The sequence below is a fragment of the Acetomicrobium sp. S15 = DSM 107314 genome, from assembly GCF_016125955.1.
Lineage (GTDB): Bacteria > Synergistota > Synergistia > Synergistales > Thermosynergistaceae > Thermosynergistes > Thermosynergistes pyruvativorans.
This window is the reverse complement of the sequence record NZ_JADEVE010000273.1, coordinates 46,651-70,873: the sequence shown is the minus strand read 5'-3', so window position 1 is coordinate 70,873 and position 24,223 is coordinate 46,651. Positions and strand designations below refer to the sequence as shown.

Here is a 24,223-nt window from a genome sequence, read left to right as displayed (position 1 = left end):
GCGCCGCAGCTCGTGCACGGTCACATAGAGGGGGATATTGGCTCTTGCGCACTGCTAAGTGGATAGCGGCAATCGCTTCGGCAGCCTTCGCGATATATCAGGTCATTTTGCCTGTATACGCCTTCATGCCCGACATCAAGGAGAGGGCCATACACCTGTCGCTGGCCTTCGTGCTGATCTTTTTGGGCGGAAGCGGTCGAAGTCGTAAGCGCTGGGTTTTGGACTCAAGCCTTACGGTGCTTGGGATTACCTTATGCCTATACGCCTTCTTCAATTACAGCGACATTATGGAGCAATACGGCATACCTAAGGGGCATGTACAGGTCCTCATGGGGTTCCTTCTGGTGGCCTTGATACTCGAGGCAGCGAGAAGAGCGGTTCGCCCAGCCCTCCCACTAATAGCCCTGGCTACCTTGTTATATGCGCTATTCGGACACCTTATACCGGGATATTTTGGCCACCCGCCATACAGCCTCTCCACATTGGGCGGCATGTTTTATTTGACCACGGGCGGTATATGGGGGCAGCTTTTGGGAGTGAGCGCCAACACCATAGCCATTTTCGTATTCTTGGGGAGTTTTATCGTCTATAGCGGCGGCGGGGCCGGCTTCATGAAGATATCCCTGCGCCTGGCTGGGCGATATGTGGGCGGGCCGGCAAAGGTAGCGGTCGTTTCGAGCGCCCTCTTTGGCTCTGTATCGGGCAGTGCAAGCGCCAATGTGGCCTCCACAGGCGTTTTCACCATACCCATGATGAAAAGACTGGGTTATAAGCCGGAGTTCGCCGCCGCCGTGGAGGCGGTGGCGAGCACTGGCGGGCAGATCATGCCACCCATCATGGGAGCGGGCGCCTTCGTCATGGCCGAACTTATAGAAACACCATACATAAAGATCGTCGCGAGCGCAGCCCTGCCGGCCATCCTCTACTTCTTTGCGGCTTGGATGGGAGTCCATTTTTACTCTCTCAGGGAGGGTTTCAGAGGTTTGCCCGAAGAAGAACTCCCGAGTTGGAAAGATACGCTAAAAGCGAGCGGTTTCTTCTTCGCTCCGTTTTGCGTCCTGCTCTACTTTTTGCTCGAGGGCCGCACGCCGCAATACGCCGCTTTTGGGGCCCTGCTTTCGACGCTACCCCTTATGGCTTTTGACGAGGGATGGAGGTTGGATCTGCCGCATGCGCTCAATAAGCTCAAACAGGCGGTGCTCAACGGCGCACGACAGGCTGCGTTCATAGCGAGCATTTGCGCTTGTGCTCAGATAATAATCGCCACAATTGCTTTCACCGGTCTTGGAGTAAAGGCAAGTTCCGGATTGCTATCTTTAAGCGAAAACAGCCTCTTTTTGGCCCTTCTCCTCGCAGCAATAACGAGCACCATATTGGGGATGGAAGTTCCAACTACAGCCGCCTACACCGTAGCTGTCGTGGTGGCCGGGCCCGTGCTGGTAGAGATGGGCTTGTATCCTTTGGTGGCTCACATGTTCGTCTTCTATTTAGCGATACTGTCGGCCGTGACGCCACCGGTTTGCGGCGCTGTCTTCATCGCATCCGGCATGGCCGACGCCGATTGGATAAAGACGGCAAAGATGGCCCTCAAGCTCAGTTTCGCCATTTTTATCTTACCCTTCTATTTCGCCTACGCCCCAAGCTTGCTCCTGTTGGGGTCACCCCTGGAAGCCATTGTGCATTTTGCGAAGTTAGCTTTGGCCTTAACGGCTTTATCGGCGGGGTTCATGGGTTACCTGAGGTCTGAACTCGGATTGGCACGGAGGGCAGTCCTTGTAGCCGCAGGCATCATGATCTTTTCGCCGACCATTTGGATATGGCCCGTCGGAGTCGTAGCAGGTTCCCTCGCCTATTTCAAGGGCGGCAAGGAGTTGGAAAAGAGTGTTTGAAGAATATGCTTTTAACGTAGCTATAGTGTTCTGTTTTCTGATAAAAGGGGATGATGTGCTCCTCATAAGTAGGGGAAACCCTCCTTACCAAGGGCAGTGGACCGTGCCGGGAGGAAAGAAGGAAAGGGGCGAAAGCCTATCCGAAGCATGCGCAAGGGAGCTTTACGAGGAGACCGGGTTCATCCTCGAAAGAATGGCGCTGGCGGGTATAGTGACTAACGTTTCCGAGACTTCTCATCACGACAACATCTCTTTCTATTTCAAGTCCAGTTCCTTCTCGGGCTCGCTCACGCCGAGTTCTGAGGGTGAAATAGAGTGGTGCAATACAAAAGGAAGCCTCGCCAAGGAAGGGATCAGCCCTTTTTATACCCTCATCGCTCCGCTCGTATATGGCGGAGAAGGGAGGGTCTTCGAGGGCTCGATCCGCATAGACGAGCGAGGCAGAATTGCGGCATCTCATATCGCTTACCTATAAAAAGCTCGTTGACTGAAGATGGAGGATAGCCTAACATTTAAAATGAATTAAACTCTAAGAAAAGGGGCGTGCGCAGTGGACTTCGCCGAACTGGCAAAAGAAGAACTCATCTTTCCGAGCGTGGAGTTTGAAGATAACATAGGCGTTATTCGCTTTCTTGCCTCAAAGTTAATAGAGAAGGGAGTGGTCAAGGCTGACTTCGCCGACGCCGTGGTGGAAAGGGAAATGGGATTCCCGACGGGTTTACAGGTGGGCGAAATAAACGTCGCCATACCCCACACAGACGCAAAATACGTAAACGCCGCAGGCATGGCAGTGGCCACGCTCAAAAGACCTGTCAATTTCGGCAAGATGGACGAGCCGGAGAAAAAGATCCCTGTGCACGTCGTGTTTCTGCTGGCCGTGCTCGACCCACAGGGGTATATAAAATTCCTTTCGAAGCTGGCGAGGAAGTTCGGAGATGCTTCTTTTATGTCGTCTATCTATAGCGCATCCACCGCTAAAGAAATCGCAAAGATCCTCAAAGAGAACCTTTCAGAATCTGAGTAAGGAGGGATAAAACCTTGGCCAATAAAAAACGCATACTCGTAGTCTGCGGGACAGCCATAGCCACGTCGACGGTGGTGGCAAAAAAGGTGGAGGAATTGCTGAGCAAGCGAGGGATAGCGGTAGAAACCAGGCAATGCAAAGCCGCTGAAATACGAAGCAACCTGGACGGCGTCGACCTGATAGTGGCTACAACGCCCATCCCGAAGGATATAAACGTCCCTTCCGTTAGGGGGTTGGCTTTTCTCACGGGCGTAGGTGAGGATGACGCAGTGAAAGAGATATTGCAGAAACTCGGCATAGAACAATAGGCCGCACGGTGCGGCAAGCGCGAAAAGTGAAGGAGATTTACATGTCGGGAGATTGCAACGCCATGCAGGCATTGAGGGAGAGGTTGATAGGCGTTTGTAGGGAGGCTTACGCCTTAGGGCTTACCCTGGGCACGAGTGGTAACATCAGCGTCCGTGTTGGAAGCGGCAAGATCCTCATAAAGGCCACAGGGGCTTCTATGGGAAACATGACGGAAAAGGACACGGTTTTGGTCGACATGGACGGAAATATAGCAGAAGAGACCGCCGCACGCCCCTCGACAGAAGTCCTCTTCCACGCGGCCATCTACGGAGCAAGGGAGGGCGTGGGAGCCGTAGTGCACCTTCATCCGCCCTACACGACGGCCTTTGCGCACTTACAAAAGCTCCCTCCGCTCCTAACGGCAACGTCGAGGGCATACCTGAAGGACAAAATGGCTTTGATACCGAAAGCCCCTGCCGGCTCGGCAGAACTCGCCTCCCTCGTAGAAAATGCCTTCAGAAGCCCCAACGTTATGGCCGCACTCTTGGCCGACCACGGCAATGTCACCGTCGGAAGCGATCTCCATTCCGCCTTTTACCTCGCTCAATACCTGGAAGATGCTTGTCGCATGGCAGTTATTGTGCAACAATTTAAAAAATAACTGAAACAAAAGGAGCGATACGAGATGTCCCTTAACGAGATAGTCAATGCTTTAGGCGTAACGGTATTGCTTCCCATCGTGATCTTCATCCTGGCGCTCTTTTTCCGCATTCCAGCCCAACGGGCATTCAGATCTGCTGTAGTGATAGGCATAGGGTTTATCGGCATAAACCTCATTTTGGGATTTTTCCTGAACAACCTGGCACCTGCGGCTGGAAAGATGGTAGAGGCCGCAGGCGTGAATTTGCCGATCTTGGACGTGGGGTGGCCGGCTGCCGCTGCCATCGCCTTCGCCGGCAGGATTGGCCTCTTCATCATTCCGGTGGTGGTGTTGGTTAACGTGATCATGTATGTGCTACGCCTGACCGATACGGTCAACGTGGACGTGTGGAACTACTGGCACTTCGCCTTCACAGGCGGACTCGTCCACGCCATGACGGGAAACGTCTGGCTCGGCATAACGGTGGCCGCCCTAAATGCCATGATAGTCCTTGTGTTGGGGGATTGGACGGCGCCAGCGGTACAGCAATACTATAAGCTCCCCGGCATATCGCTCCCCCACGGCTTCTCCGCCGCAGCCGTGCCCATCGCCATACCCATAAACTGGCTTCTCGACAAGATGCATTTGGACAAAGTTCAGGCAGACCCGGAGGCCATAAGCAAAAAATGGGGCTTCCTCGGTGACCCTGTGATAATCGGGCTCATCTTGGGCTTCGTGGTGGGCATCTTGGGCAATTTGCAAACCCTGGGCACGGCCAACGCCTGGTTTAACGTCTTAAAGCTCGGCGTAGCCATGGCCGGCGTCATGTATATATTCCCCAAGATGGTGGCCATCCTCATGGACGGCCTGATACCCATATCCGAGGGCGTGCGCGACTTCATGAAGACCAGGGCATCTCAGAGGAAATTCTACATAGGTCTGGACTCCGCCATAGCGGTCGGGGATCCGGCAGCCATCGCTTCTGCTATGATCTTGGTACCCATAGCGATCGTCCTGATGATCCTCATACCTCAGAACAGGATACTCTTGGCCGTAGACCTCGCAGTGCTTCCCTTCATGGTCGTCATGACCATCCCCATCACCAGGGGCAATATCCTAAAGACCGTCATCATAGGCACGATAATCATTGCCGTCGGGCTTATGGTGGGAACCCACATGGCTCCTCTCTTTACCGAGGCCGCCAGGGCCGCACAATTCGAGATGCCGAGCGGCGCTACGATGATCTCCTCCATCTGCGACGGGTCAAACCTGCTTACGTGGGTTATGGTGCAGCTCATGCGCCTGAGCTGGTTTGGAGCATTGGTGCTATTCTTGATCGGTTTGGGGCTCGCTTACCTATTTAGGCGCAATCGCAAGACTTGGGAAAGGGCCGCAGGTGCGCTGGAAGAGGCAGAAGAAACTGAATAGGAAGAGCATCTGAAGGGCAATAACATTTGAAATATCGCAAACGGGGGTCAGTTGACCCCCGTTTGCGCTCTCTAAAAGAAGTTTTAGCGCTCTACGTAGGCTTGATGGGCGAAGGTCATTTCAAGCGGGATGATTTTCAAGCCCTTCACGTAATTCCAGTAACCTGTCACGTTGTTCATCCAGTATAAAGTGATCCAGGGGGCATCCTCCACGATCAGCTCCTGAGCTTCTTTGTAGATTTCTTTGCGCTTTTCCGTGTCCACAGTGCGCATGCCAGCCTCTATGAGCTCGTCGACCTTGGGGTTCTTGTAGAAGCTATAGTTGTCATTGGGAGCCCAGTTGGCTGAATGGAACAACGGACGAAGTGCCCAATCGGCGTCCCCCGTCGACGGGGACCAGCCTAACAAGTACATATCCACGTTATTTTCCCCTAAGGGTTTAGATAACGTTGCAATATATGTGCCCCATTCCATCGTGACGAGCTTTGCGTCGACGCCGATCTCTTTAAGGTAAGCCTGCACCGCCTCTGCGACCTTATAATCCATCAAGTAGCGGCCATGGGGCGTCATAAGGTTCACAGAGAGCTTTTGGCCATCTTTTTCGAGGATACCATCGCCGTCTGCATCCTTCCACCCAGCCTCGGCAAGAAGCTCTTTGGCTTTTTTGGGATCATAAGGGTAACCTGTAACTTCAGCATAGCCGTTGGTCTTCGGGGACATGGGGGTATCAGTCGGCACGCCCATTCCTTTTAATATGTTGTCGCAGATGGCCTTCTTGTCGATGGCGTGGTTAAAGGCACGGCGCACCAAAACATCTTTTGTGACCCCTTTTTGGCAGTTCATGCCTATATAGATGACGCGGAGGGATGGGGCAATTTCGACCACCAGGTCTTTGTTGGCCTTGAGCCGCTCGATGTCGAAGGGAGAAATTCTTTCGGCCACGTCGAGCTCGCCTGTCTCAAGCATCATCGTGCGCGATGCGTCCTCCGGCACAACCTTAAATACGAGCTCATCGAGCTTTGCTTTGCCTCCATGGTAACCGTCGAAGGCTGCAAGTTTTATTTGATCGCCGACAGCCCACTCTTTGAACTTGAACGGCCCGGTGCCGGAGGGTTTTCGCCTTACATCTGCCTTGGCATCGATCAAGCTGGGGTCCACAATCAAGCCGGCGGTATGGCATAGTGTGTGGAGGAACGGACCAAACGATTCCGGGAGGATGAACTGCACGGTGTAATCGTCTACGACCTTCACTTCGCCGATGACGGGTTTATAAAGAGAACTCCTTTTAAGTCCGCCCGCAAGGATGCGATCGAAGCTTTTTTTAACTGCCTCGGCGTTAAAGTCGGCCCCGGAGTGGAACTTGACGCCCTTCTTCAGGTTGAACGTCCACGTTTTGCCATCCTCGGAAACGCTCCAATCCGTTGCGAGCTTTGGGATGATGTTCATATTTTCATCGAAACCTATAAGCCCTTCGTAGATATGGTGACAAACCTCCTCCGACGGATTATCTGTCACGTCGGCGGGGTCTAACGCCACCGGTTCAACCCCTTGTCCCACAACGAGCTTCATGGCTGCCATTGCACCTGAGGGTGCCACTACGAAGAAAGCGAGCATTACAGATAACGCGATAACCCAACGCTTCATTTCTTACTCCCCCTTTTTAAAACAGTTTTTAAACGGTCTTGTGAACCGATTGTTTATATTTTACCCCAAACCAGTCTGCCCTTGGCTATGACGCCCCTCAAGCTCCAAGCGTCGTCGAAGATTAGAAAGTCCGCGTCGAAGCCTTCCTCTATCTTCCCCTTGTGGCGAAGTCCCAACCTTTTAGCCGGATTTGTCGAAAAGACGGTGAGCGCTTTTTCCGGCCCGATCGCATCGAGAAGTTGCAAAAACTGGGCCATGAGGTTTTGCGGCGTAGTTATCTTTACATCTAACAGGCGCCCATCAGAATCGAAGAGCGGCGAGCTCCCCCCTGCGTCAGAGCTTACGGTAATGCGGTCAAGCGGCACGCTGGCTTCGAGGAGCTTCGATACGGCTTCATGAGCTTGAGGGCGCTTCATGTCGCTTATGGCCGTAAAGTCCACGTTTCCCCCTTCGAGGGCGAACTTCAGCGCCTCCTCCAACACGGTCTCGTTTCTATTCATATGGGTCGGGAGGAAGTGATACAGCGGGATTGAGGTCCTTTTGTTCGTCTCTCGCACAAGGAAAAGAGGATCTGGACAGGTGCCGACGTGCAAGTGGAATATCCCCACCTTGCCGCTCAAGATCCCGGCCACGCGCACTTGCGAGGCGAGGCGTACAAATTCTTCGACCGTGGGATGAGATGAGCGGTGATCGGCTATTGCAATCTTCAACCCCAACACCTTCTCCACGGCCATGATATCCACGGCCACGTCTCCGGTGATCGTCACCGATGGTATCTTATATGACCCCGTGTATATATACGTCGATACCCCTTGAGCTTCCAATGCATAGGCCTTCTGCAGCACCTCCATGACGTTCCTGGCGTAACCATCCGTCCCCAAAAGGCCCACGGCAGTGGTTATGCCGGATTCGAGAAGTGAAGATGCGTTCAAAGGTTCAGCCCTGAAGAGCGGCCCTCCCTCGCCACCCGCTCCGGCGAAATGCACATGAAGGTCTATAAGGCCGGGCGCGAGGACGAAGTTAGACAAGTTGAGCGTTTCCACTTCCACGGGCATGGGTCCCATGCCGTTTTCTATGGCCAACACTTTATCGGCGCCAACCAGTATGTCCACGCTGCCCAGATCTTGGGGCGCGAAGGTGCGGGCTCCTTTCAATAACAACATGCTACTCCCCTCCCCTTGTAAGATTCCAAATTAGACTTCAAACCAAATGACAGGCGACCCAGTGGCCGGGCATCACTTCTCTGAAATCCGGCATCTCTGTTCTGCAAATATCGGCAGCCCTATGGCAGCGCGGGTTGAAGGGGCACCCTGAAGGCGGGTTCACAGGACTCGGGATATCTCCCTCTATGACCTTCTTTTCTATATCCTCAGGAGGAAAGGCTATCTTTGGGATGCTCTTCAAAAGCGCCTGCGTATAAGGATGTAGGGGGTTGGAAAAGAGGCTATCCTTGGAGGCGCTCTCCATAACCTTACCCAGATACATCACAGCTACCTCGTGGCTCATGTGCCTCACGACGGCCAAGTTGTGGGAAATGAAGAGATATGAAAGCCCTCGCGACTGCTGAAGCCCTTTAAGCAGGTTCAATATCTGAGCCTGCACCGATACGTCGAGCGCGCTCGTGGGCTCGTCCAGGACGACAAACTCGGGGTTTAAGGCGAGGGCTCGAGCGATGGCTATGCGCTGCCTCTGGCCGCCGGAAAACTCATGCGGATAACGGCTCAAGTGCTCCTCCTTGAGTCCCACCTCTAAAAGCAGCGCTGCCACTCGTTCAGCGAGCTCTTCGTCGCTTTTTACGAGGCCGTGGAGCTTCATCCCCCTCCCGACGATATCTTTGACGGTCATGCGCGGGTTGAGTGAGGCGAAGGGATTTTGAAAGACTATCTGAGCCCGCCTTCTGAAATGCCGAGGGTTTCTCCTCAAAAGCTCTTCGAGCGTTTCGCCTTCAAAGATGATCCTTCCGCCTGACGGCTTTAACAAACCCAAGAGCAACAACCCTGTGGTGGACTTGCCGCTTCCGGATTCCCCCACAAGGCCCAAAGTTCTGCCTCTTTCCACGGACAGAGAGACGCCGTCCACGGCCCTCACCCATCCGGTGGGCCTCGATGTGAGAATGCCTCCTCCTATGGGAAAATACTTGAGCACTTTTTCTGCGCTAATCAGCGTAGGCATGACAAGCCACCATATGTTTGGGCTCTACAGTTTTAAGCGGAGGCCTCTCGGCCTCGCATATCTTCATCACCCAAGGGCAGCGCGGATGAAAGCAACACCCCGCAGGAGGGTTTGTAGGGTCTGGCAGTGTACCTTCTATGACGGCGAGTTCGCTTTTATCCTTATCTACTCTCGGGATGGCCGCAAGCAGTCCTTGCGTGTATGGGTGCAGAGGTTTTTGGAAGAGATCTTCCGCTATTCCCTGTTCCACGATCAAACCGGAATACATGACGGCCACTCTGTGGGCCATCGTGGAAATCACGCCGAGGTCGTGAGAGATCAAGAGCACGCTGCTCCCATAATCTCTCTGGAGCCTTTTTATCAGGCTCAAGATCTGGGCCTGGATGGAGACGTCGAGCGCCGTGGTGGGTTCATCCGCTATCAAAAGCTTCGGGTTGAGCGACAGGGCCATTGCTATCATGACGCGCTGCTTCATGCCGCCCGAAAGCTGGTGAGGGTAACGGGAGATCGCCGCAAGCGGGTCGGGGATATTGACGCGGCCGAAGAGCTCTGCAGCCTTCAACAAGGCCTCACGGATTGGGGTCTTCAGATGCGCCCATATGGCTTCGGCCACCTGGAAGCCCGCCCTAAAGACCGGGTTCAAACTGCTTGCTGGATCCTGAAAGATCATGGCGATCTCTCTGCCCCGGATGCGGCGCATCTGGCGCTCCGGCAGCGATAGCAGCTCTCTTCCGTTGAAGAAAATACTCCCTCGCACGACTTTACCGGGGGGAGAGGGGATGAGTCCCATGATCGAGGTGGCCGTCACAGATTTACCGCAACCCGTCTCCCCAACGAGGCCGAGAATCTCTCCTTCGTCTATGGAGAAGGAAACGCCGTCGAGCGCCTTCACGATTCCCCCGTCGGTGTAAAAATATGTGGCTAAGTCTTTCACTTCAAGCAGCGACCCCATTGTCCTACTCCTTGAGCCTCGGGTTTAAGGCGTCTTGCAGACCGTCACCGAGGAAGTTGAAGCCGAGCACCGTAATCATGATGGCAAGGCCGGGAAAGATGGCCACATGAGGGGCTGATCGCAGATACATTCGAGCGCTGGAGAGCATCGTGCCCCACTCCGGGTTGGGAGGCTGCACCCCTAACCCCAAAAAGCCCAGGCCGGAAGCCGTTAGGAGCACCGTAGCCATGCGGAGCGTCGTCTGGACGATTATGGGAGAAAGGGCGTTGGGGAGGACATACCGAACGATCACGGATAAGTCGCTTTCGCCTATGGCCTTCGCCCCGAGGACGTACTCATTTGCGCTGACGGCCAGCACTGCCCCCCTGGTGATGCGGGCAAATTGCGGGACAGAGTAGATACCAATCGCGACGACGAGATTCCTCACGCTGGGACCGATCATTGCGACAATGGCCAACGCCAAAAGCATCCCAGGAAATGCGAGCAGTATGTCCATGAAGCGCATGATAAGTTCGTCGAGCTTGCCGCCAAAATATCCACCGAGGGCGCCGAGGGAGATTCCCACAAGGAGTGCCACAATGACGGAGCTCACCTGGATCAAAAGCGATATTCGTGCACCCCAGATGATCCGGGAGAGTATATCCCTGCCGAACTCGTCGCAGCCCAAAAGGTGCCCACTGCTCGGCGCAAGGAAGCTATCCTTTAGGCTCTGTTTCGTGGGGTCATGCGGAGATATATAAGGAGCAAAAATGGCACATGCGATATAGAGAGCTACGATGAAAAGCCCAGCTATGGCAATTTTGTTCTTTTTCAGGCGACGCCAGGCGGCGTGGGCGGGGCGCTTTGTAGTCCCTTTAGTCATAGCGGATCCTCGGGTCCAAGAGGGCATATAGCACATCTACGCCCAGGTTGACCAGCACGAATAAACCGGCCACCAAAACAAGGGAGGCCTGCACCATTGGATAATCCCTGGCCAGGATAGAATCGACGATCAGGCGTCCCACGCCGGGCCATGAGAAGACCGTTTCGGTCAGCACCGCCCCCGCCAACATATAGCCAAATTCGAGCCCAATTACTGTGACTGTGGGTATCAAGGCATTTCTCAGGGCATGGCGGTAGATCACAAGCCTTTCGGGTAGACCCTTCGCCTTAGCCGCCGTTATGTAATCTTGCTTTAAAACTTCCATCATACTGGAGCGTGTCATGCGAGCTATAACCCCAGCGGAGGCGGTGCCCAACACAATCGCAGGGAGGACCAAATATCTTAAGCCACCCATGCCGCCAGACGGAAGCCACCTTAAGTATACGGAAAATATCATGATCAATATGAGCCCCCACCAGAAGACCGGCATTGAGACGCCGAGGAGGGCCAGCGTAGTCGAAACATAGTCCACGAGAGAATGGCGGCGGACGGCAGAGACTATCCCGGCGATCATCCCCACAGCTACAGCTACGACGATGCTGGCGCAAGCGAGCTTTAGGGTGTTTAAAATTCTGGGGAAGATGACGCTCGCTGCAGGCGTCTCGTATTTGAGAGATACAAGACTGCCATCGAAGAGGCCCTTCAAAAACATGAAGTATTGGACGAAAAGGGGCTTATCCAGGCCAAATCGAGTTCGCAGGGCGGCTACGTCCTCTGCTGAGGCCTCAAGCCCTGCCAAAAGCTCTGCTGGGTCTCCAGGCGCCAAATGCAACATGAGAAAGGCGATGACAGAGACGCCTATGAGGACTGGAACGAGCAATATAAGTCTTCTAACGACGAACTTTACCATTTAGCCCTCTTAAGTTCTCCCTGGTTTCCTCTTTGTAGTTACGTCATTTATGCAAGTAAATTACTTTTAAGAACTATCGGGTGCACAACTAAACATTTTACGAGCTCAGGCATCATTCAGAACGTAAAATTACATCCACCTCAGGCATCGCCATTCGGGTGTTTGAGGTGTTAATTATATCATGTCAAGTGCAACCAAACGGAGACCTATGGGTTCTTTTCAAGCTGACGGACTGTCTTTCTTTTTCTTAATAAGCATGGGAACTGTCACCATAACGACGGCAGCCAGCAAAAAGGCCAAGGATATGGGCTTCGTTATAAATATCATAGGAGAGCCATTCGGTGAAATCATAAGGGCTTGGCGAAACGCCGTTTGAAGCCGAGGGGCGAGCACCAATGCCAACACTAAAGGTGGCGTGGGGAATTGGAGGCGGTCCATAAAATACCCTACCACTCCCATAAAGACCATGAACCAGATATCGAAGATGCTATTGTTGACGCTGAACGAACCCAAGATGCAGAGCGCTATTGTCGTCGGGGCCAGAATCGCCTTAGGTACGCGAGGAATATAAGCCAAAAACGGCACAAGAAGAACGCAAAGGAGAAGAACTGCTATATCACCGACATACATGCTAGCCATGAGGCCCCACACAAACTCCGGGGCTTCCCTGAAGAGTAACGGGCCAGGGGCAAGCCCCCACATCATAAGCCCTCCCAAAAGGAGTGCTGTAGTTCCGGAGCCAGGAATGCCCAAAGAAAGGAGAGGGGCAAAGGCTCCCATGCTTGCGGCATTATTGGCCGACTCGGGAGCAGCTACACCAGCCAAAGCCCCTTTGCCCAAACGTTCCGGATGCTTATTCAGGCGCATCTCGGCGATATAAGCCATGAACGATGACATAGTGGCTCCAGACCCCGGCAAAAGCCCGACAAAGAAGCCAATGAGGGAACCGCGAACGATTGTAAACGAAATCTCCGCCCACTCTTTTATGGAAAGAAGGCTATCCCGTATGGAAAGCCGCGCTGTGACCATTGTCGTCTGGCCTATTTCGTGACCGGCTGATAACAGCTTTAGAACCTGAGCGAAACCAAAGATGCCTATCACGGTGGGGATAAAAGGTATTCCAGCAGTGAGATTCACCATCCCAAAGGTAAAGCGTGGTAACCCTTGGATCATATCCACCCCTATTGTAGAAAGAAGAAGCCCGACTCCGGTAGCTATTATGCCCTTCGCCGGGTTTTCTCCCAAGAGCCATCCAACGCTCATCAAGGCGAATAATATCAAGGACGTGAATTCGGCTGGACCAAAGCGTAAGCCTACAAAAGCAAGCGCTGGCCCCAAGAACGTCAGGATTACGGCTCCGATCATCCCTCCGATGAAAGAGGCAAAGAAAGCCGTATAAAGGGCCTTGCCGGCTTTGCCTTGTCTTGCCAACTGATATCCGTCGACGGCAGTCATGACGGCCGGCGAGTCACCAGGAATGTTAAGCAGTATAGCACTGATAGACCCTCCAAACATGTTCCCGTAATAAATCCCAGCCAACATGATTACCGCCGTCGTGGGGTTCATCTTAAAAGTCAAAGGAAGCAATAAAGCCACGCCCGCCACCGACCCAAGGCCAGGCAGGCCTCCCACGATTACACCCATTATGCCGCCTACAGCAACAGCAAAGATATTCATCGGCTCAAGGGCAACTGTAAATCCTTGAAATAATTGTGCGAGAATTTCACTCATCGCCGTTATCTCCTTTTAAAATCAAAACCCAATCAAGCCCTGAGGCAGAGGTACCATAAGCCAAACCTTAAACACCAGATAGAGGACGACTGTTATGCCAGCCCCTGCGCAGATTGCCATCAACCAAGCATAAGAGGAAGATATAACCTTGATCCCGATCACGAGGAGCAGGCCAAGCGATGTAAACGTGCCCAAGCGAGTAACGCAAAATATGACAATGCAAACCGCCAAACATATCTTAAAGAGACCTAATAATTCTCTCTTTGTAATGATTTGCTTTTTATCTTTTTTGCTGCGCAGGCTCTGCCAAAATAAGGCGACGCTCGATACAGTTACAATGAGACCGAAGACTACCGGCGTGAACCCGGATGATGGGCCCGTTTCTTCCCAAAAGCCATATATGATCCCCATAGTCACCCAATAAAGACCAAGGCCAAGACCGATGAGAGAGGATATAAAATCTTCGCGCACCTTCACGCCTCCTCCTTCGCTTGTCGCACTACATTATTCATCAAAGGGGAAAGCCAACCATTGCTTTCCCCTTTGACATGCGCGAACTTATTACAATACCCCGAGCTCAACCAAGATCTGTCTATACTCCTCTTTTACATCTTTGAGGAATTTCGCATACTCTTCAGGCCCGAGATAGAGCGAGGTAAGGCCGTTCTTTTCGATGTACCCTTTCTGCCAATCCTCGGTCTCTGAGACCTTCTTCAAGGCCTCGGCTATAGTTTTGACCGCATAATCCGGCATTTGAGGCGCACCGGATACGGCCCTAAACTGCCTATAAACTGCGTCATAACCCATCTCTTTAAATGTAGGAACGTCTGGAAAAAGCTGAATCCGTTCGGGAGCCGCTATAGCGATAGCTCTCGCTAATCCACCGCGAATCTGAGACAAACATTCGTTAGGGTTAGCCCACGCCGAATCTATATGACCACCCAAAAGGGCACCCATAACCTCGCCACCGCTGTTGAATGGGACATATTTAAGCTTCACATTTGCTGCTTTCATTACGAGTCCAGTACACATGTGATCCTCTGAACCAGTGGTGCCTGATCCGCCTACAGTAACCACATCAGGTTTTGCCTTCGCCGCCTCTATTAGATCTTCTGCAGTTTTAAAGGGGGAGTCCGTTTTCACAACGAGGAGAAATTCATCCATGGCCATATTAGCTATAGGAGCAAACATGGAACCATCTACTGGAGCCTTTATAGCAAGTGGTGTACTAATTTGTCCCGAAACGACGCCGATTATCGTATATGGGTCTCCCTTCTTCTGAAAAACCTCGTTCATCCCTATAGCGCCGCTCCCACCGGGCCTGTTCACCACTACGACGGGCTGCGGAAGAAGGTTGTGTTTGCGTATGATCTCGGCGATAGTGCGCGCCATTACGTCGCTGCCCCCACCCGCTGCCCACGGCACGATGTAGTTGATCGGCTTTTCGGGGTAAGAAGCAGCCTGAAGCGGAGCTACATTCGGCACTAAGACAAGTGCTAAAGCCACCAAGAACAATACCGCAAAATTATAGTGCCTCTTCATTTTCTATCCCCTCCTTTGGATCCTATTAGATTAATGCGAGGCGACAGACGCGCCTCGCATTAAAGCCCTATTTACCCGACAACTCCGCTAACAACCTGGCAGCCCTTGCAGGGTTGAAGACTCCGCAGGCACATGGTTTGGTCAACTCCTGCGCTGCGCTCTCGGCGCTCCTTTTCCCTTTCTTTATCTCATCGACCATCTTATACACGAGCTGGGCCGGCACCATGGAATGGCCGCACATGTTCGTGATTTCCAAGATCTCTCTCGGCGGGAGCTTGTCGTCACGTCCCCACCTACCGAGGGAGTGCTCCACGGTGTGGCGCTCTATGCCAACCTTTTTGCAGGCGTCGTGCACCTCGGTAGCTATGCCGGAGACCACAACGGAAAGCCCCAAATCTGCCTCGACGAGGTCTTTAAGCATCGCCACAACAGCATCCTTATTGTCGAAGACCGCGTGTATCACTGCCTGATCGACGACGTTTTCGATCACCTTTTCGGGACCGCCTTGGTTGAGAAGGTTTCCCCTCTTTGCATCTCCTATCATGACGGGTTTATGCTTCAACGCGATCTTAAAAAACGTTCGCAGCTTTTCGGCAGAACCTTTCACGTTGATATCTTTTGCCGGCATCATCAAAAACACGAAGTCCTGCGATAAATCACTCCACCGACCTATGCGATGCAACGTATGCGTCATAAGACTCCCCCCCCTAATCAGAGACTCGCGGGCGACCGAGTCCCACGTTCGTCTTCACGTTTATGGAATGCCACCAATTCCCCTTGGATAAGATCTCCTCATGGGGGATGGAACCGTCATCGTTGCACCGCGAGCAGACGTCCACAGAAAATACCGTCTCCACATCGTGCGACACGCGCTCCAAAGCGTAAAGGACGTCGCTCAGCTTCTCTAAGGGGATGGCAAATTCCACTATGGCGGAGAGGACCTTCTCATTTAATACATCATCTTTGAACTTGCCAGTCTTTGGGTCCTCCATAAGGCTGGTGGTGGGGTTCAACTTCTCGAACTCCACGCCGAAGCGCGCCATGGCTCTGGCCACTTTCTCCACATCGCGGAAGCGCGCTCCCAAAAGTGGCCTGCCCAGTTCTATCGCAACGCCCGCATAGCCGCGCTTGAAACGCCCCGTCACGTCGTTCGTCTTCATCTCCTCGGTGCCGCGACCGGGGATTCCCGTCTCCACAGCCACAGTGAGCGGATCGCTCAAGATCTTACGCACCGTCCTGGGCCAAGATAGCTCCTGCTCATACAGGGCGTCTACCGGACACGTCTTGCTCCTCAGACAGGCACCGCACTCGACGCACTCATCCAGGTCTACCCTTGCTTTTTTCAGTTCAGCATCCACCGAAATGGCCTTGACAGGACAATAGTACGTACATTGACCGCATCCTATGCACTTTTTAGCATCGATTAACACGATTCCGCCTCCTCTTAGCTTGCCATAGCTTTTATTAAACGCTCCACGCGCGGTATATTTACGACGCCGCAGACGCATTGTTTGGCTATTTCCTTAGCTGCTTTATTGGGCGACGTGCGCCCCTTCTTCACATCATCAGCAAGCTTTTTGACCAAATTGAAGGCGATCATGCCATGGCCACACATGGTCGTGACCTCCAAAATGCTCTCATCAGGGAGCCTAGGTGTGTTGCCTATGATGCCGAGCGATTTCTCCACTGTGTGCATCTCGAGGCCGACCTTTTTGCAGCACTCATCGGTCTTATGAACGAGTCCGGAGACGACGATGGATAACCCTAGGTCAGCCTCTTTAAGTTCTTTGAGGACTTTCGTCACCGTATCCTCATCGTTAAAGACGGCGTGGACGATGGAGTTATCCTTGAAGGACTTCCTTATGACGTCCTCTCCTGCTACCAAGCTGTTGCCCGTCCTCATGTCTCCGAAGTTGTTGGGGTTGTATTTCTTAACGATGTCAAAGAACTTCTCGAACTTCTTCGCCGCCCCTTCGGCATTAAACCCTTGAGCAGCTATAGCGAAGACAACAAAATCGTCGGCCAATGACTCAGCGCTTCCCCTTCTGTGCAATGTGTGCGTCATCGTCTATTCCTCCTTCGCGAGAGGCCTTCCAAGCCCCACGTTAACCTTGCCATTCAAAGAAGGCGTAAAGCCGGCCTTTTTGGCGAGCTCTTCCATAGGAAGACTCCCATCGGGCTCCCTTCTGCAACAGACTTCTAAACTCGCCACGGTAGAAAGCTCCTTCGATGCTTCTTTTACGCTCTTCAAAATGTCTACTACCTTGTCGTTAGGTGCGGTAAACTCGACGATAGCGGAGAGAGTTTTCTCATTCATGAAGCGCTCATCGATCTTTCCCGTTTTTTTGTCACTCATAATGGCGGTCACGGGATTTTGGGGCTCAAACTCCACGCCGAAGGCAGCGCATGCCTTTGCGATCTTTTCTACGTCATAGAAGCGCGTCCCCGTCCCGGGCCTGCCCAGCTCTATAGCTATACCCGTATAGCCGCGCTTGAAGCGACCTGTCACTTCGTTCGTCTTCATCTCCTCCGTACCGCGGCCTGGCACATTCGTTGATGGATGCACTATCCATGGGTCACTAAAAGTCTTCCTAAAGAGGCGCAGCTCGTCGAGCTCGCCTTCGTATATGGCATCCACCGGACAAACTTTGCTCCTGAAGCAGACACCACATTCCACACACTCGTCCAGGTCGATCTGCGCCTTACCGTCGAGGTTTATACACCCCATGGGACAGTAAGGCACACAAGACCCGCAACCTATGCACAATTCCTCATTGACCCTCACCGCATTATCCCTCCTCTTTGAAATGGTAACCTTAGAATATGCTGAGCTAAAGTTGGAGCGAATGCATTGTATACATCATCCTACTTATTTTACGATAAAAATATATACCAGTCCTCCCCCTCTGTCAATGCCCTTCGAACCGCGAGGATGTGGCGTGGGCCAAACGATAAGGTTATGGGCTTGAGATTTTAACGTAGTCAGGCGCGGGCAGGAGGTTGAAGTTTAGCAGACACACAAAAGGCAGGGGGCATATCTGTAAAATGCCCAAGAGCCTAAGCTTAGAGAATGGGCGATACTTCCTAAAATAGACGAGCTCTTGAGGTGCCGCCCCAAGAGCTTTCTCTCCGATTATCGACACAGCCCACGCCGTCAGCAACTTATTCTTTAGCTTTAGCATTTGAAGCCATACGGCTTGCAACGAAGAGCGCTCGCTTCAGGGCACCGGGGTTTGCAATTCCTCGCCCTGCGATATCATGGGCTGTCCCATGTGCAGGCGTCGTGATGGGAATGGGAAGGCCGCCATTTATCGTGATGCTCCTCTCAAAGCCCATGAGCTTCATGGCGATTTGGCCTTGGTCGTGATACATGGAGACTATGCCGTCGAAGTCTTCTCTTTTGGCGCGCAAAAAGATCGTGTCCGCCGAAAAGGGGCCATTTGCGCCTATGCCTTGAGCCCGGGCTTTCTCTATAGCTGGCGCTATAGATTCCTTTTCCTCCTGACCAAAGAAACCCCCTTCTCCGCTATGGGGGTTTAAGGCCGATACAGCAATACGAGGTTTAGCATAACCATAAGAGCGCATAGCGGAGTCGATAAGAACAATCGCTTCATATACCCTGCGCTCGCTTATCAGGGAGCTAACCTCTCTTATGGGCACATGCGAAGTGACCCGCGAGGTCCACAGATCATCCAAGACGTTGAGCTCCCCGTGTAGGCCGTCCCACGCCAGTTCATGAACAAAGAAGTGCAACTCGTCCTCGAAGGGCGAACCGGCCAAGAGCATTGCCTGTTTGTTCAGCGGAGCGTAGACTATGGCATCGATATCTCCCTCTTTCGCAAGCTTTATAGCAAACGAGAGCATCTCGAGGACAGCTTTGCCGGCTTTGCCGTTTACCTTCCCGATCTCAATCTCAGTGGGGGATATGGTGGGAAAGTCGAGGAACGCCAGCTTCTCATCGGAGCGCATGTCGCTCGCCCTTTCGACCACCCTGTAATCGACTTCGACATTCGCTATCTTTTGCCCCATCTCAAACACCCTGCGGTCCCCTACGACCAGAACCTGCGCCCACTCGTATATATCTTCTTCTTTCAGGAGTTTAACCACGAGCTCGGGCCCTATTCCCGTCGGGTCTCCTAAGAGCAAACCTACCTTCGGCTTATCGCTTGCCATATAAACACCACCCTATCTTTTAATCTCCCCCGCGAGCACAACTTGGGATAACGAGCTAAGTTTATATGAGAGGTTTGTAATTGTCACAGCATTTCAACCTCACAAATAGCAAAATGATCATGGTCATGGTTGACAATGTGGAGGATGGATGCGATTATATCTTTCAATAGAATTTGTCCTATTGAAGATTAATGTTGTGTTAATTTACTATAATGTATGAGCTCTGCGCTGAAGGGAGGTAGAAAAAATATGAGCTGACATGGCTTTCGACCACATAAAAACCGCTCGATAAAACTCAAAAACAGAAGAAAGGGGATTTGAAATTCGGTGAAAAAGAAATTATTGTGTACAGTTATGCTCTTCGCAATTCTTTCCGCTTTGGCAATCTTTGTCGGGAGTCAAACGCCTGCCATTGCGGCAAAAGGACAAAGCCTGCCGCCCGAAAGAAAGGTAAGAGAGATAGAGCTTTACGTCACCACGCCCGATTACGACCCCATTCGCTACGAGTTCGGCCTTATGGCAGCTGAGGAATGGAAAAAGCTGGGCTTCGACATTAAAGTAACGCCTCTTGCATGGAATCGGCTATCCGAGCTCGGCATAAATCAGAAGGATTTCGATGCCTTTACGCTCGCTTGGGCCGGGCGCGCTGAGCGCATCGACCCAGACCATTTTGTATATATGACCCTCCACTCCTCCCAGGCAGGCATAGGACAATACAATATCGTTGGCTACAACAATCCAGAATATGACAAGTTGGCCGAAGAACAACGCCGCATCGGTGACCTGGAGAAGCGGCGAGAAATCGTATGGAAGGCCCAGGAGATAGCCGCAGAGGATCAACCTTACCTCGTAATAGCCAGTCGCAACTGGATAGTTGCTTACGATTCGGCCAACTTCAAAAACCCGACTCCCATGATGGGAGAAGCTTTGAACTCGTTTTGGAATTGGCTCAGCATAGAGCCCGTTGGCAACTCCAAGGAAGTCGTTTGGGGATATCCGAGTGACATAAATACGATGAACCCCCTGGCGTCCACCGCCACGCACGATTTCCAGACCACGAGGCTCATATATGACCGCCTCGTGAGGATCGGCCCCGACGGTAAGCCTCGCAATTGGGCCGCTGAGTCCATCACGCAGATCGACGATACCACTTACGAACTGAAATTACGACCCGGCATGAAGTTTCATGACGGAGAACCCGTGAAGGCGAGCGACGTCAAATTTAGCGTGGACCTGGTCAGAAAGACAGAGTCGCCCTACTTCCTCGGCCTGATCAAACCTATTGCCGAAGTCGAGATCAAAGACGACCTGACGCTCATATTTAAGCTGCAGGAACCTTTCGCTCCGTTCATAGCCAACTCTTTGGGGCAACTCTACATCTTCCCCGAGCACATTTGGTCCAAGATCCTCGAGGAGAGAGGGCCCAAGGGGACGCTCGAATGGGACAACGCTCAAGCTATAGGCAGTGGCCCCTTCAAGCTCGGCTACTGGCGCCGCGACGAGGAGATGAAATTGGTCAGGAATGATGACTACTTCCAGCCGGCCAAGGTCGACGCAATCATAAAGATCCCCTACGCCAACGTCCAGGGGTTGGTGGCTGGACTTACAACCGGCGAAATTGACGTCTTGGGATGGTGGTTGGAGCCGATGCAGGCCGATAAATTAAAGGACGTAGAAGGCATATCCGTCATCGAAGTGCCAGACCATGGGTATTACCATATAAACGTCAACATGCGAAGGACGCCCTTCGACGATAAGGCCGTTCGGTTTGCCTTGAGCTATGCAATCCCGCGTCAGAAGATCATAGACATCTTATTAGAAGGGCATGGGACAAAGGAAGGATCGATAATAGCCTCGGCAAACTCATTCTGGCACAATCCAGCCATTAAACCGTTGCCATACGATCTGGATAAGGCACGCCAGATCTTGAAAGAAGCCGGTTATGAGTGGGACGCCAAGGGTAAGATTTATTACCCCGAGGGTAAGGTGGAAAGCTTTAAGAAGTAGTTCGGCCTCGCCGAGGCCGGTTGGCACACCGAGATACACCGGCCGGCCTCGGTTCTTTGAGAAGTTGGAAGGGAGATAAACCTGCAAGAATGTGGAATTATATCGTTAACCGCTTGTTTCAAATGCTCGTCACCCTACTGGTTCTCAGTACGCTGATTTTTTTTCTGTTTCGCATACTACCCGGCGACCCGTTATCCATGTTCATCGACGCGGCATTACCGGTGGAGGCACAAGAGGCCGTCATGAAGCAGTTTGGCCTCGACAAGCCTCTTTGGCAGCAGTATATAACCTATATGAGCAACCTGTTTAGGGGGGAGTTTGGCGTTTCGTTCCATTACCGGCAGCCGGTGATAGAAATCATAGGCGAAAAGGTCTGGAGCACCGCCATATTGATGGGAGCGGCCTTAGTGATCGCCTTTGCCGTGGGTGTATTTGGCGGTGCAATCATGGCCTGGATAAGGGGCTCCAAAATCGAAATCTTCGGCACCGCCCTGGCGTTATTTTTCCGCTCAGCGCCGGTATTTTGGACCGGGATGGTTGTGCTTTTAATCTTTTCATATCGCCTCGGCTGGTTTCCGGCCGGCGGCATGCGCTCAGTGGGCACCGAGGTTTTGAGCAATTGGGACAAGTTCGTTTCGCTGGACTTCCTGCATCATCTGGTGCTGCCAGCCCTCACAGCTGCACTCTATTACATCGCCACACCACTCTTAGTCATGAGGACCGCTATGATAGAGGTGATGAACGACGATTTCATCGAAATGGCCAGAGCAAAGGGCCTTTCGGAATGGGATGTCCTGACCCGCCATGCCATGCGCAATAGCCTTTTGCCGGTGGTGACAGTGCTATGCCTAATGGTGGGCTTTGCCATAGGAGGACAAGTGCTGGTAGAGACGGTCTTCCGATGGCCCGGCCTCGGGCGAGAGATGGTGGCAGCCATTCAGAGGAACGACTATCCCGTAGCCCAAGCTACATTTTTCTTGATGGGCATTCTTGTAATCTTTCTGAACCTGGTTGCGGACTTACTCTACGGGATCTTGGACCCCAGAGTCACTTATGATTGAGGAGAATCAGAGACCATGAACGCGTTACGGGAACACTTTGAAATTCTGATGAAGGACCGCCTTGGGATGATCGGAATGGCGATCCTCGTTTCCTTTGTGCTAATCGCCATTTTCGCGCCTTATATAGCTCCATACGATCCGATGGAATCGCAGTATCGACCTGATGGGAGCTTCGCCAGGATGGATCCTCCGAGCAGAGAGTTCATATTCGGCACCACGAGGATGGGACGCGACGTCTTTAGCCAGGTCATAGTCGGTTCCAGGGTAGCCTTAATCGTGGGCATCATCTCCGCCATAGCCTCTACCATAATCGGCGTCAACGTAGGGCTCATTTCAGGATATTACGGCGGGCGGATCGATAACTTTTTGATGCGGCTGACCGACATAGTCTATGGCGTACCCTTCCTGCCCTTCGTCATCATACTGGTGGCCATACTGGGACCGGGCTTGGGCAACACGCTCTTGGCCATCATCCTGATCAGTTGGCGGACTACGGCACGAGTCATAAGGTCACAGGTCCTCACGCTGAAGCAGAGGGTTTTTATAGAAGCCGCCAAAGTGAGCGGGGCCGGGAACTTGAGGATCATATATCGTCACATCATGCCCAATATTGTGCCTATGGCACTGGTATATACCGCTATGAACCTCAGTACGGCCATTTTGACGGAAGCCAGCGTGAGCTTTTTGGGATATGGAGATCCCCTCCTCGTCAGCTGGGGAAAGACCCTTCATATGGCCTATGTGGCTCAAGCCATATACGATGCCTGGTGGTGGGTTGTACCTCCGGGTTTGGCCATCACGCTCCTCGTGCTCTCGGGCTTTTTCATCAGCAGAGCGTATGAAGAAATTGCAAATCCGAGGTTGCGACAGAGATGAACGAAACCATCCTCAGCGTAAAAGATCTCAAAATTTACTATGCTACCAAGCGCGGCCTGTTGAAGGCCGTGGACGGCGTGACGTTCAGCGTGGCAAAGAGCCAAAATCTCGGCCTCGTAGGAGAATCAGGGTGCGGCAAGACCACAGCGGCCAAATCCATTTTGCGACTTCTGCCCAAGAACGCCTCCATCGCGGGTGGGGAGATTTTGCTAAAGGGGCGCGATTTGACAAGGCTCCCCCTCGAAGAGGTCAGGAGATTGCGGTGGCAGGAGGTCTCCATGATACCCCAAAGCGCCATGAACGCTCTTGACCCCGTATACACGGTTGGAGAGCAAATCGTCGAAGCCATCAAGGCCCACTCTACTGCAACCCGCAAGGAAGCCATGGAAAGGGTCAATTACTTATTTGACCTGGTAGGAATAAACCCCGAAAGGATAAACGACTATCCGCACCAGTTCAGCGGCGGCATGAAGCAGCGCGTAACCATCGCTATGGCTTTAGCCCTTAACCCATCGCTTATCTTGGCTGACGAACCCACAACAGCCTTGGATGTCATCGTCCAAGCCCAAATTCTCAAAAGGATCAGGGAGCTTCAAGAGACAATCGGAAGCTCCATGATCATGGTGACCCACGACATGTCGGTGATTTCAGAGACATGCGACCACGTGGCTGTGATGTATGCAGGCAAGGTGGCAGAAAGCGGCCCTATCAAGGCAATTTTTGAAGAGGCTTACCACCCCTATACGCTCGGACTCCGCAACGCCTTTCCAAGCATATTCGGAGAGGCAAAAAGGCTGATCTCGATCCCGGGGATGCCGCCGAACTTGATCTCGCCCCCTCCGGGATGTCTTTTTAGGCCGCGATGCCCCTTCGCCGTCGAGATCTGTTCCGCCCAAGAGCCAGCGATGGTAGAGGTTTCATCGGGACATCGAGTAGCATGCCATAGGATAGATAAGGCAGATGAGATTAGAGATATGGCAGCCATGGAAGAGACGTGGCCAAGAATTCAGGCAGTGTGAGGGTAT

Annotated in this window: 24 protein-coding genes; 10 read left to right on the top strand and 14 right to left on the bottom strand. The window is 52.7% G+C overall.

Features of this window, described 5'->3' with window-relative positions; genetic code table 11:
* Positions 1–44: 44 nt before the first annotated feature.
* The 6 genes from EZM41_RS07635 to EZM41_RS07610 all read left to right on the top strand — a co-directional run bounded on the left by EZM41_RS07635 (position 45) and on the right by EZM41_RS07610 (position 5,269).
* A complete protein-coding gene (locus EZM41_RS07635; protein WP_198470522.1) occupies positions 45–1,889 on the top strand; it encodes a TRAP transporter permease in 1,845 nt (614 codons plus the stop codon).
* Entirely contained in the window at positions 1,882–2,364 is a 483-nt protein-coding gene (locus tag EZM41_RS07630) for an NUDIX domain-containing protein (RefSeq protein WP_198470521.1), read from the top strand. The genes EZM41_RS07635 and EZM41_RS07630 overlap by 8 nt, the downstream gene beginning before the upstream one ends.
* 75 nt (positions 2,365–2,439) lie before the next feature.
* Positions 2,440–2,913 carry a PTS sugar transporter subunit IIA gene (locus EZM41_RS07625; protein ID WP_198470520.1) on the top strand — a complete coding sequence of 158 codons (474 nt, stop codon included), beginning with the start codon at positions 2,440–2,442 and terminating at the stop codon, positions 2,911–2,913.
* A gap of 14 nt (positions 2,914–2,927) precedes the next feature.
* Positions 2,928–3,221, top strand: a complete 294-nt coding sequence (locus tag EZM41_RS07620; RefSeq protein ID WP_198470519.1) for a PTS sugar transporter subunit IIB — start codon at positions 2,928–2,930, stop codon at positions 3,219–3,221.
* A gap of 41 nt (positions 3,222–3,262) precedes the next feature.
* Entirely contained in the window at positions 3,263–3,862 is a 600-nt protein-coding gene (locus EZM41_RS07615; protein ID WP_198470518.1) for a class II aldolase/adducin family protein, read from the top strand.
* Positions 3,863–3,886: 24 nt separating this feature from the next.
* Positions 3,887–5,269 (top strand): PTS galactitol transporter subunit IIC, encoded by a 1,383-nt coding sequence (locus tag EZM41_RS07610; RefSeq protein ID WP_198470517.1) that lies wholly within the window; start codon positions 3,887–3,889, stop codon positions 5,267–5,269.
* An 83-nt stretch (positions 5,270–5,352) separates the two neighbouring features.
* Here EZM41_RS07610 and EZM41_RS07605 read toward each other — a convergent pair whose 3' ends face one another.
* The 14 genes from EZM41_RS07605 to EZM41_RS07540 all read right to left on the bottom strand — a co-directional run bounded on the left by EZM41_RS07605 (position 5,353) and on the right by EZM41_RS07540 (position 19,254).
* The gene (locus tag EZM41_RS07605; protein ID WP_198470516.1) at positions 5,353–6,912 is read right to left on the bottom strand and encodes a glutathione ABC transporter substrate-binding protein; all 1,560 of its coding nucleotides are present in this window, start codon (positions 6,910–6,912) and stop codon (positions 5,353–5,355) included.
* Positions 6,913–6,965: 53 nt separating this feature from the next.
* Positions 6,966–8,075 carry a beta-aspartyl-peptidase gene (gene iadA / locus EZM41_RS07600; protein WP_198470515.1) on the bottom strand — a complete coding sequence of 370 codons (1,110 nt, stop codon included), beginning with the start codon at positions 8,073–8,075 and terminating at the stop codon, positions 6,966–6,968.
* A gap of 37 nt (positions 8,076–8,112) precedes the next feature.
* Complete coding sequence (locus tag EZM41_RS07595; protein WP_198470514.1) at positions 8,113–9,084, bottom strand: ABC transporter ATP-binding protein; 972 nt, start codon at positions 9,082–9,084, stop codon at positions 8,113–8,115.
* Positions 9,068–10,036 (bottom strand): ABC transporter ATP-binding protein, encoded by a 969-nt coding sequence (locus tag EZM41_RS07590; protein WP_198470513.1) that lies wholly within the window; start codon positions 10,034–10,036, stop codon positions 9,068–9,070. Before EZM41_RS07590 ends, EZM41_RS07595 begins: the two co-directional genes overlap by 17 nt.
* Positions 10,037–10,040: 4 nt before the next feature.
* The gene (locus EZM41_RS07585; protein ID WP_198470512.1) at positions 10,041–10,898 is read right to left on the bottom strand and encodes an ABC transporter permease; all 858 of its coding nucleotides are present in this window, start codon (positions 10,896–10,898) and stop codon (positions 10,041–10,043) included.
* Positions 10,891–11,808, bottom strand: a complete 918-nt coding sequence (locus EZM41_RS07580) for an ABC transporter permease (RefSeq protein ID WP_198470511.1) — start codon at positions 11,806–11,808, stop codon at positions 10,891–10,893. The genes EZM41_RS07585 and EZM41_RS07580 overlap by 8 nt, the downstream gene beginning before the upstream one ends.
* A gap of 219 nt (positions 11,809–12,027) precedes the next feature.
* Entirely contained in the window at positions 12,028–13,539 is a 1,512-nt protein-coding gene (locus tag EZM41_RS07575; RefSeq protein ID WP_198470510.1) for a tripartite tricarboxylate transporter permease, read from the bottom strand.
* A 21-nt stretch (positions 13,540–13,560) separates the two neighbouring features.
* Positions 13,561–14,010, bottom strand: a complete 450-nt coding sequence (locus EZM41_RS07570; RefSeq protein WP_198470509.1) for a tripartite tricarboxylate transporter TctB family protein — start codon at positions 14,008–14,010, stop codon at positions 13,561–13,563.
* Between the two features lie 90 nt (positions 14,011–14,100).
* Positions 14,101–15,081: a Bug family tripartite tricarboxylate transporter substrate binding protein gene (locus EZM41_RS07565; protein ID WP_198470508.1), complete on the bottom strand. Its 981-nt coding sequence runs from the start codon at positions 15,079–15,081 to the stop codon at positions 14,101–14,103.
* Positions 15,082–15,148: 67 nt separating this feature from the next.
* Complete coding sequence (locus tag EZM41_RS07560; RefSeq protein WP_198470507.1) at positions 15,149–15,775, bottom strand: hypothetical protein; 627 nt, start codon at positions 15,773–15,775, stop codon at positions 15,149–15,151.
* A 13-nt stretch (positions 15,776–15,788) separates the two neighbouring features.
* A complete protein-coding gene (locus tag EZM41_RS07555) occupies positions 15,789–16,511 on the bottom strand; it encodes a DUF362 domain-containing protein (RefSeq protein WP_342449266.1) in 723 nt (240 codons plus the stop codon).
* A gap of 14 nt (positions 16,512–16,525) precedes the next feature.
* Positions 16,526–17,146, bottom strand: coding sequence for a hypothetical protein (locus EZM41_RS07550; RefSeq protein ID WP_198470505.1), 621 nt, complete (start codon positions 17,144–17,146; stop codon positions 16,526–16,528).
* Between the two features lie 3 nt (positions 17,147–17,149).
* Complete coding sequence (locus tag EZM41_RS14360; protein WP_342449265.1) at positions 17,150–17,866, bottom strand: indolepyruvate ferredoxin oxidoreductase subunit alpha; 717 nt, start codon at positions 17,864–17,866, stop codon at positions 17,150–17,152.
* A gap of 377 nt (positions 17,867–18,243) precedes the next feature.
* Entirely contained in the window at positions 18,244–19,254 is a 1,011-nt protein-coding gene (locus EZM41_RS07540) for a 4-hydroxythreonine-4-phosphate dehydrogenase PdxA (protein ID WP_198470504.1), read from the bottom strand.
* A gap of 327 nt (positions 19,255–19,581) precedes the next feature.
* Between EZM41_RS07540 and EZM41_RS14355 the strand changes: the two genes are divergently transcribed.
* From EZM41_RS14355 to EZM41_RS07520, 4 genes are all read left to right on the top strand, one after another.
* Positions 19,582–21,261 (top strand): ABC transporter substrate-binding protein, encoded by a 1,680-nt coding sequence (locus EZM41_RS14355; protein ID WP_198470503.1) that lies wholly within the window; start codon positions 19,582–19,584, stop codon positions 21,259–21,261.
* 89 nt (positions 21,262–21,350) lie between these two features.
* Positions 21,351–22,322: an ABC transporter permease gene (locus EZM41_RS07530; RefSeq protein ID WP_198470502.1), complete on the top strand. Its 972-nt coding sequence runs from the start codon at positions 21,351–21,353 to the stop codon at positions 22,320–22,322.
* A gap of 15 nt (positions 22,323–22,337) precedes the next feature.
* Positions 22,338–23,198 (top strand): ABC transporter permease, encoded by an 861-nt coding sequence (locus tag EZM41_RS07525; RefSeq protein ID WP_198470501.1) that lies wholly within the window; start codon positions 22,338–22,340, stop codon positions 23,196–23,198.
* Positions 23,195–24,217 carry an ABC transporter ATP-binding protein gene (locus EZM41_RS07520; RefSeq protein WP_198470500.1) on the top strand — a complete coding sequence of 341 codons (1,023 nt, stop codon included), beginning with the start codon at positions 23,195–23,197 and terminating at the stop codon, positions 24,215–24,217. The genes EZM41_RS07525 and EZM41_RS07520 overlap by 4 nt, the downstream gene beginning before the upstream one ends.
* Positions 24,218–24,223 lie beyond the last annotated feature (6 nt).

Bases quoted from the DNA above. Each gene is read 5' to 3' on its own strand.
- EZM41_RS07595 (WP_198470514.1), bottom strand. From the start codon at position 9,084: ATGCCTACGCTGATTAGCGCAGAAAAAGTGCTCAAGTATTTTCCCATA.
- EZM41_RS07525 (WP_198470501.1), top strand. From the start codon at position 22,338: ATGAACGCGTTACGGGAACACTTTGAAATTCTGATGAAGGACCGCCTT.
- EZM41_RS07560 (WP_198470507.1), bottom strand. From the start codon at position 15,775: ATGACGCATACGTTGCATCGCATAGGTCGGTGGAGTGATTTATCGCAG.
- EZM41_RS07575 (WP_198470510.1), bottom strand. From the start codon at position 13,539: ATGAGTGAAATTCTCGCACAATTATTTCAAGGATTTACAGTTGCCCTT.
- iadA (WP_198470515.1), bottom strand. From the start codon at position 8,075: ATGTTGTTATTGAAAGGAGCCCGCACCTTCGCGCCCCAAGATCTGGGC.
- EZM41_RS07610 (WP_198470517.1), top strand. From the start codon at position 3,887: ATGTCCCTTAACGAGATAGTCAATGCTTTAGGCGTAACGGTATTGCTT.
- EZM41_RS07530 (WP_198470502.1), top strand. From the start codon at position 21,351: ATGTGGAATTATATCGTTAACCGCTTGTTTCAAATGCTCGTCACCCTA.
- EZM41_RS07615 (WP_198470518.1), top strand. From the start codon at position 3,263: ATGTCGGGAGATTGCAACGCCATGCAGGCATTGAGGGAGAGGTTGATA.
- EZM41_RS07540 (WP_198470504.1), bottom strand. From the start codon at position 19,254: ATGGCAAGCGATAAGCCGAAGGTAGGTTTGCTCTTAGGAGACCCGACG.
- EZM41_RS07580 (WP_198470511.1), bottom strand. From the start codon at position 11,808: ATGGTAAAGTTCGTCGTTAGAAGACTTATATTGCTCGTTCCAGTCCTC.
- EZM41_RS07585 (WP_198470512.1), bottom strand. From the start codon at position 10,898: ATGACTAAAGGGACTACAAAGCGCCCCGCCCACGCCGCCTGGCGTCGC.
- EZM41_RS07605 (WP_198470516.1), bottom strand. From the start codon at position 6,912: ATGAAGCGTTGGGTTATCGCGTTATCTGTAATGCTCGCTTTCTTCGTA.
- EZM41_RS07550 (WP_198470505.1), bottom strand. From the start codon at position 17,146: ATGACGCACACATTGCACAGAAGGGGAAGCGCTGAGTCATTGGCCGAC.
- EZM41_RS07520 (WP_198470500.1), top strand. From the start codon at position 23,195: ATGAACGAAACCATCCTCAGCGTAAAAGATCTCAAAATTTACTATGCT.
- EZM41_RS07565 (WP_198470508.1), bottom strand. From the start codon at position 15,081: ATGAAGAGGCACTATAATTTTGCGGTATTGTTCTTGGTGGCTTTAGCA.
- EZM41_RS07590 (WP_198470513.1), bottom strand. From the start codon at position 10,036: ATGGGGTCGCTGCTTGAAGTGAAAGACTTAGCCACATATTTTTACACC.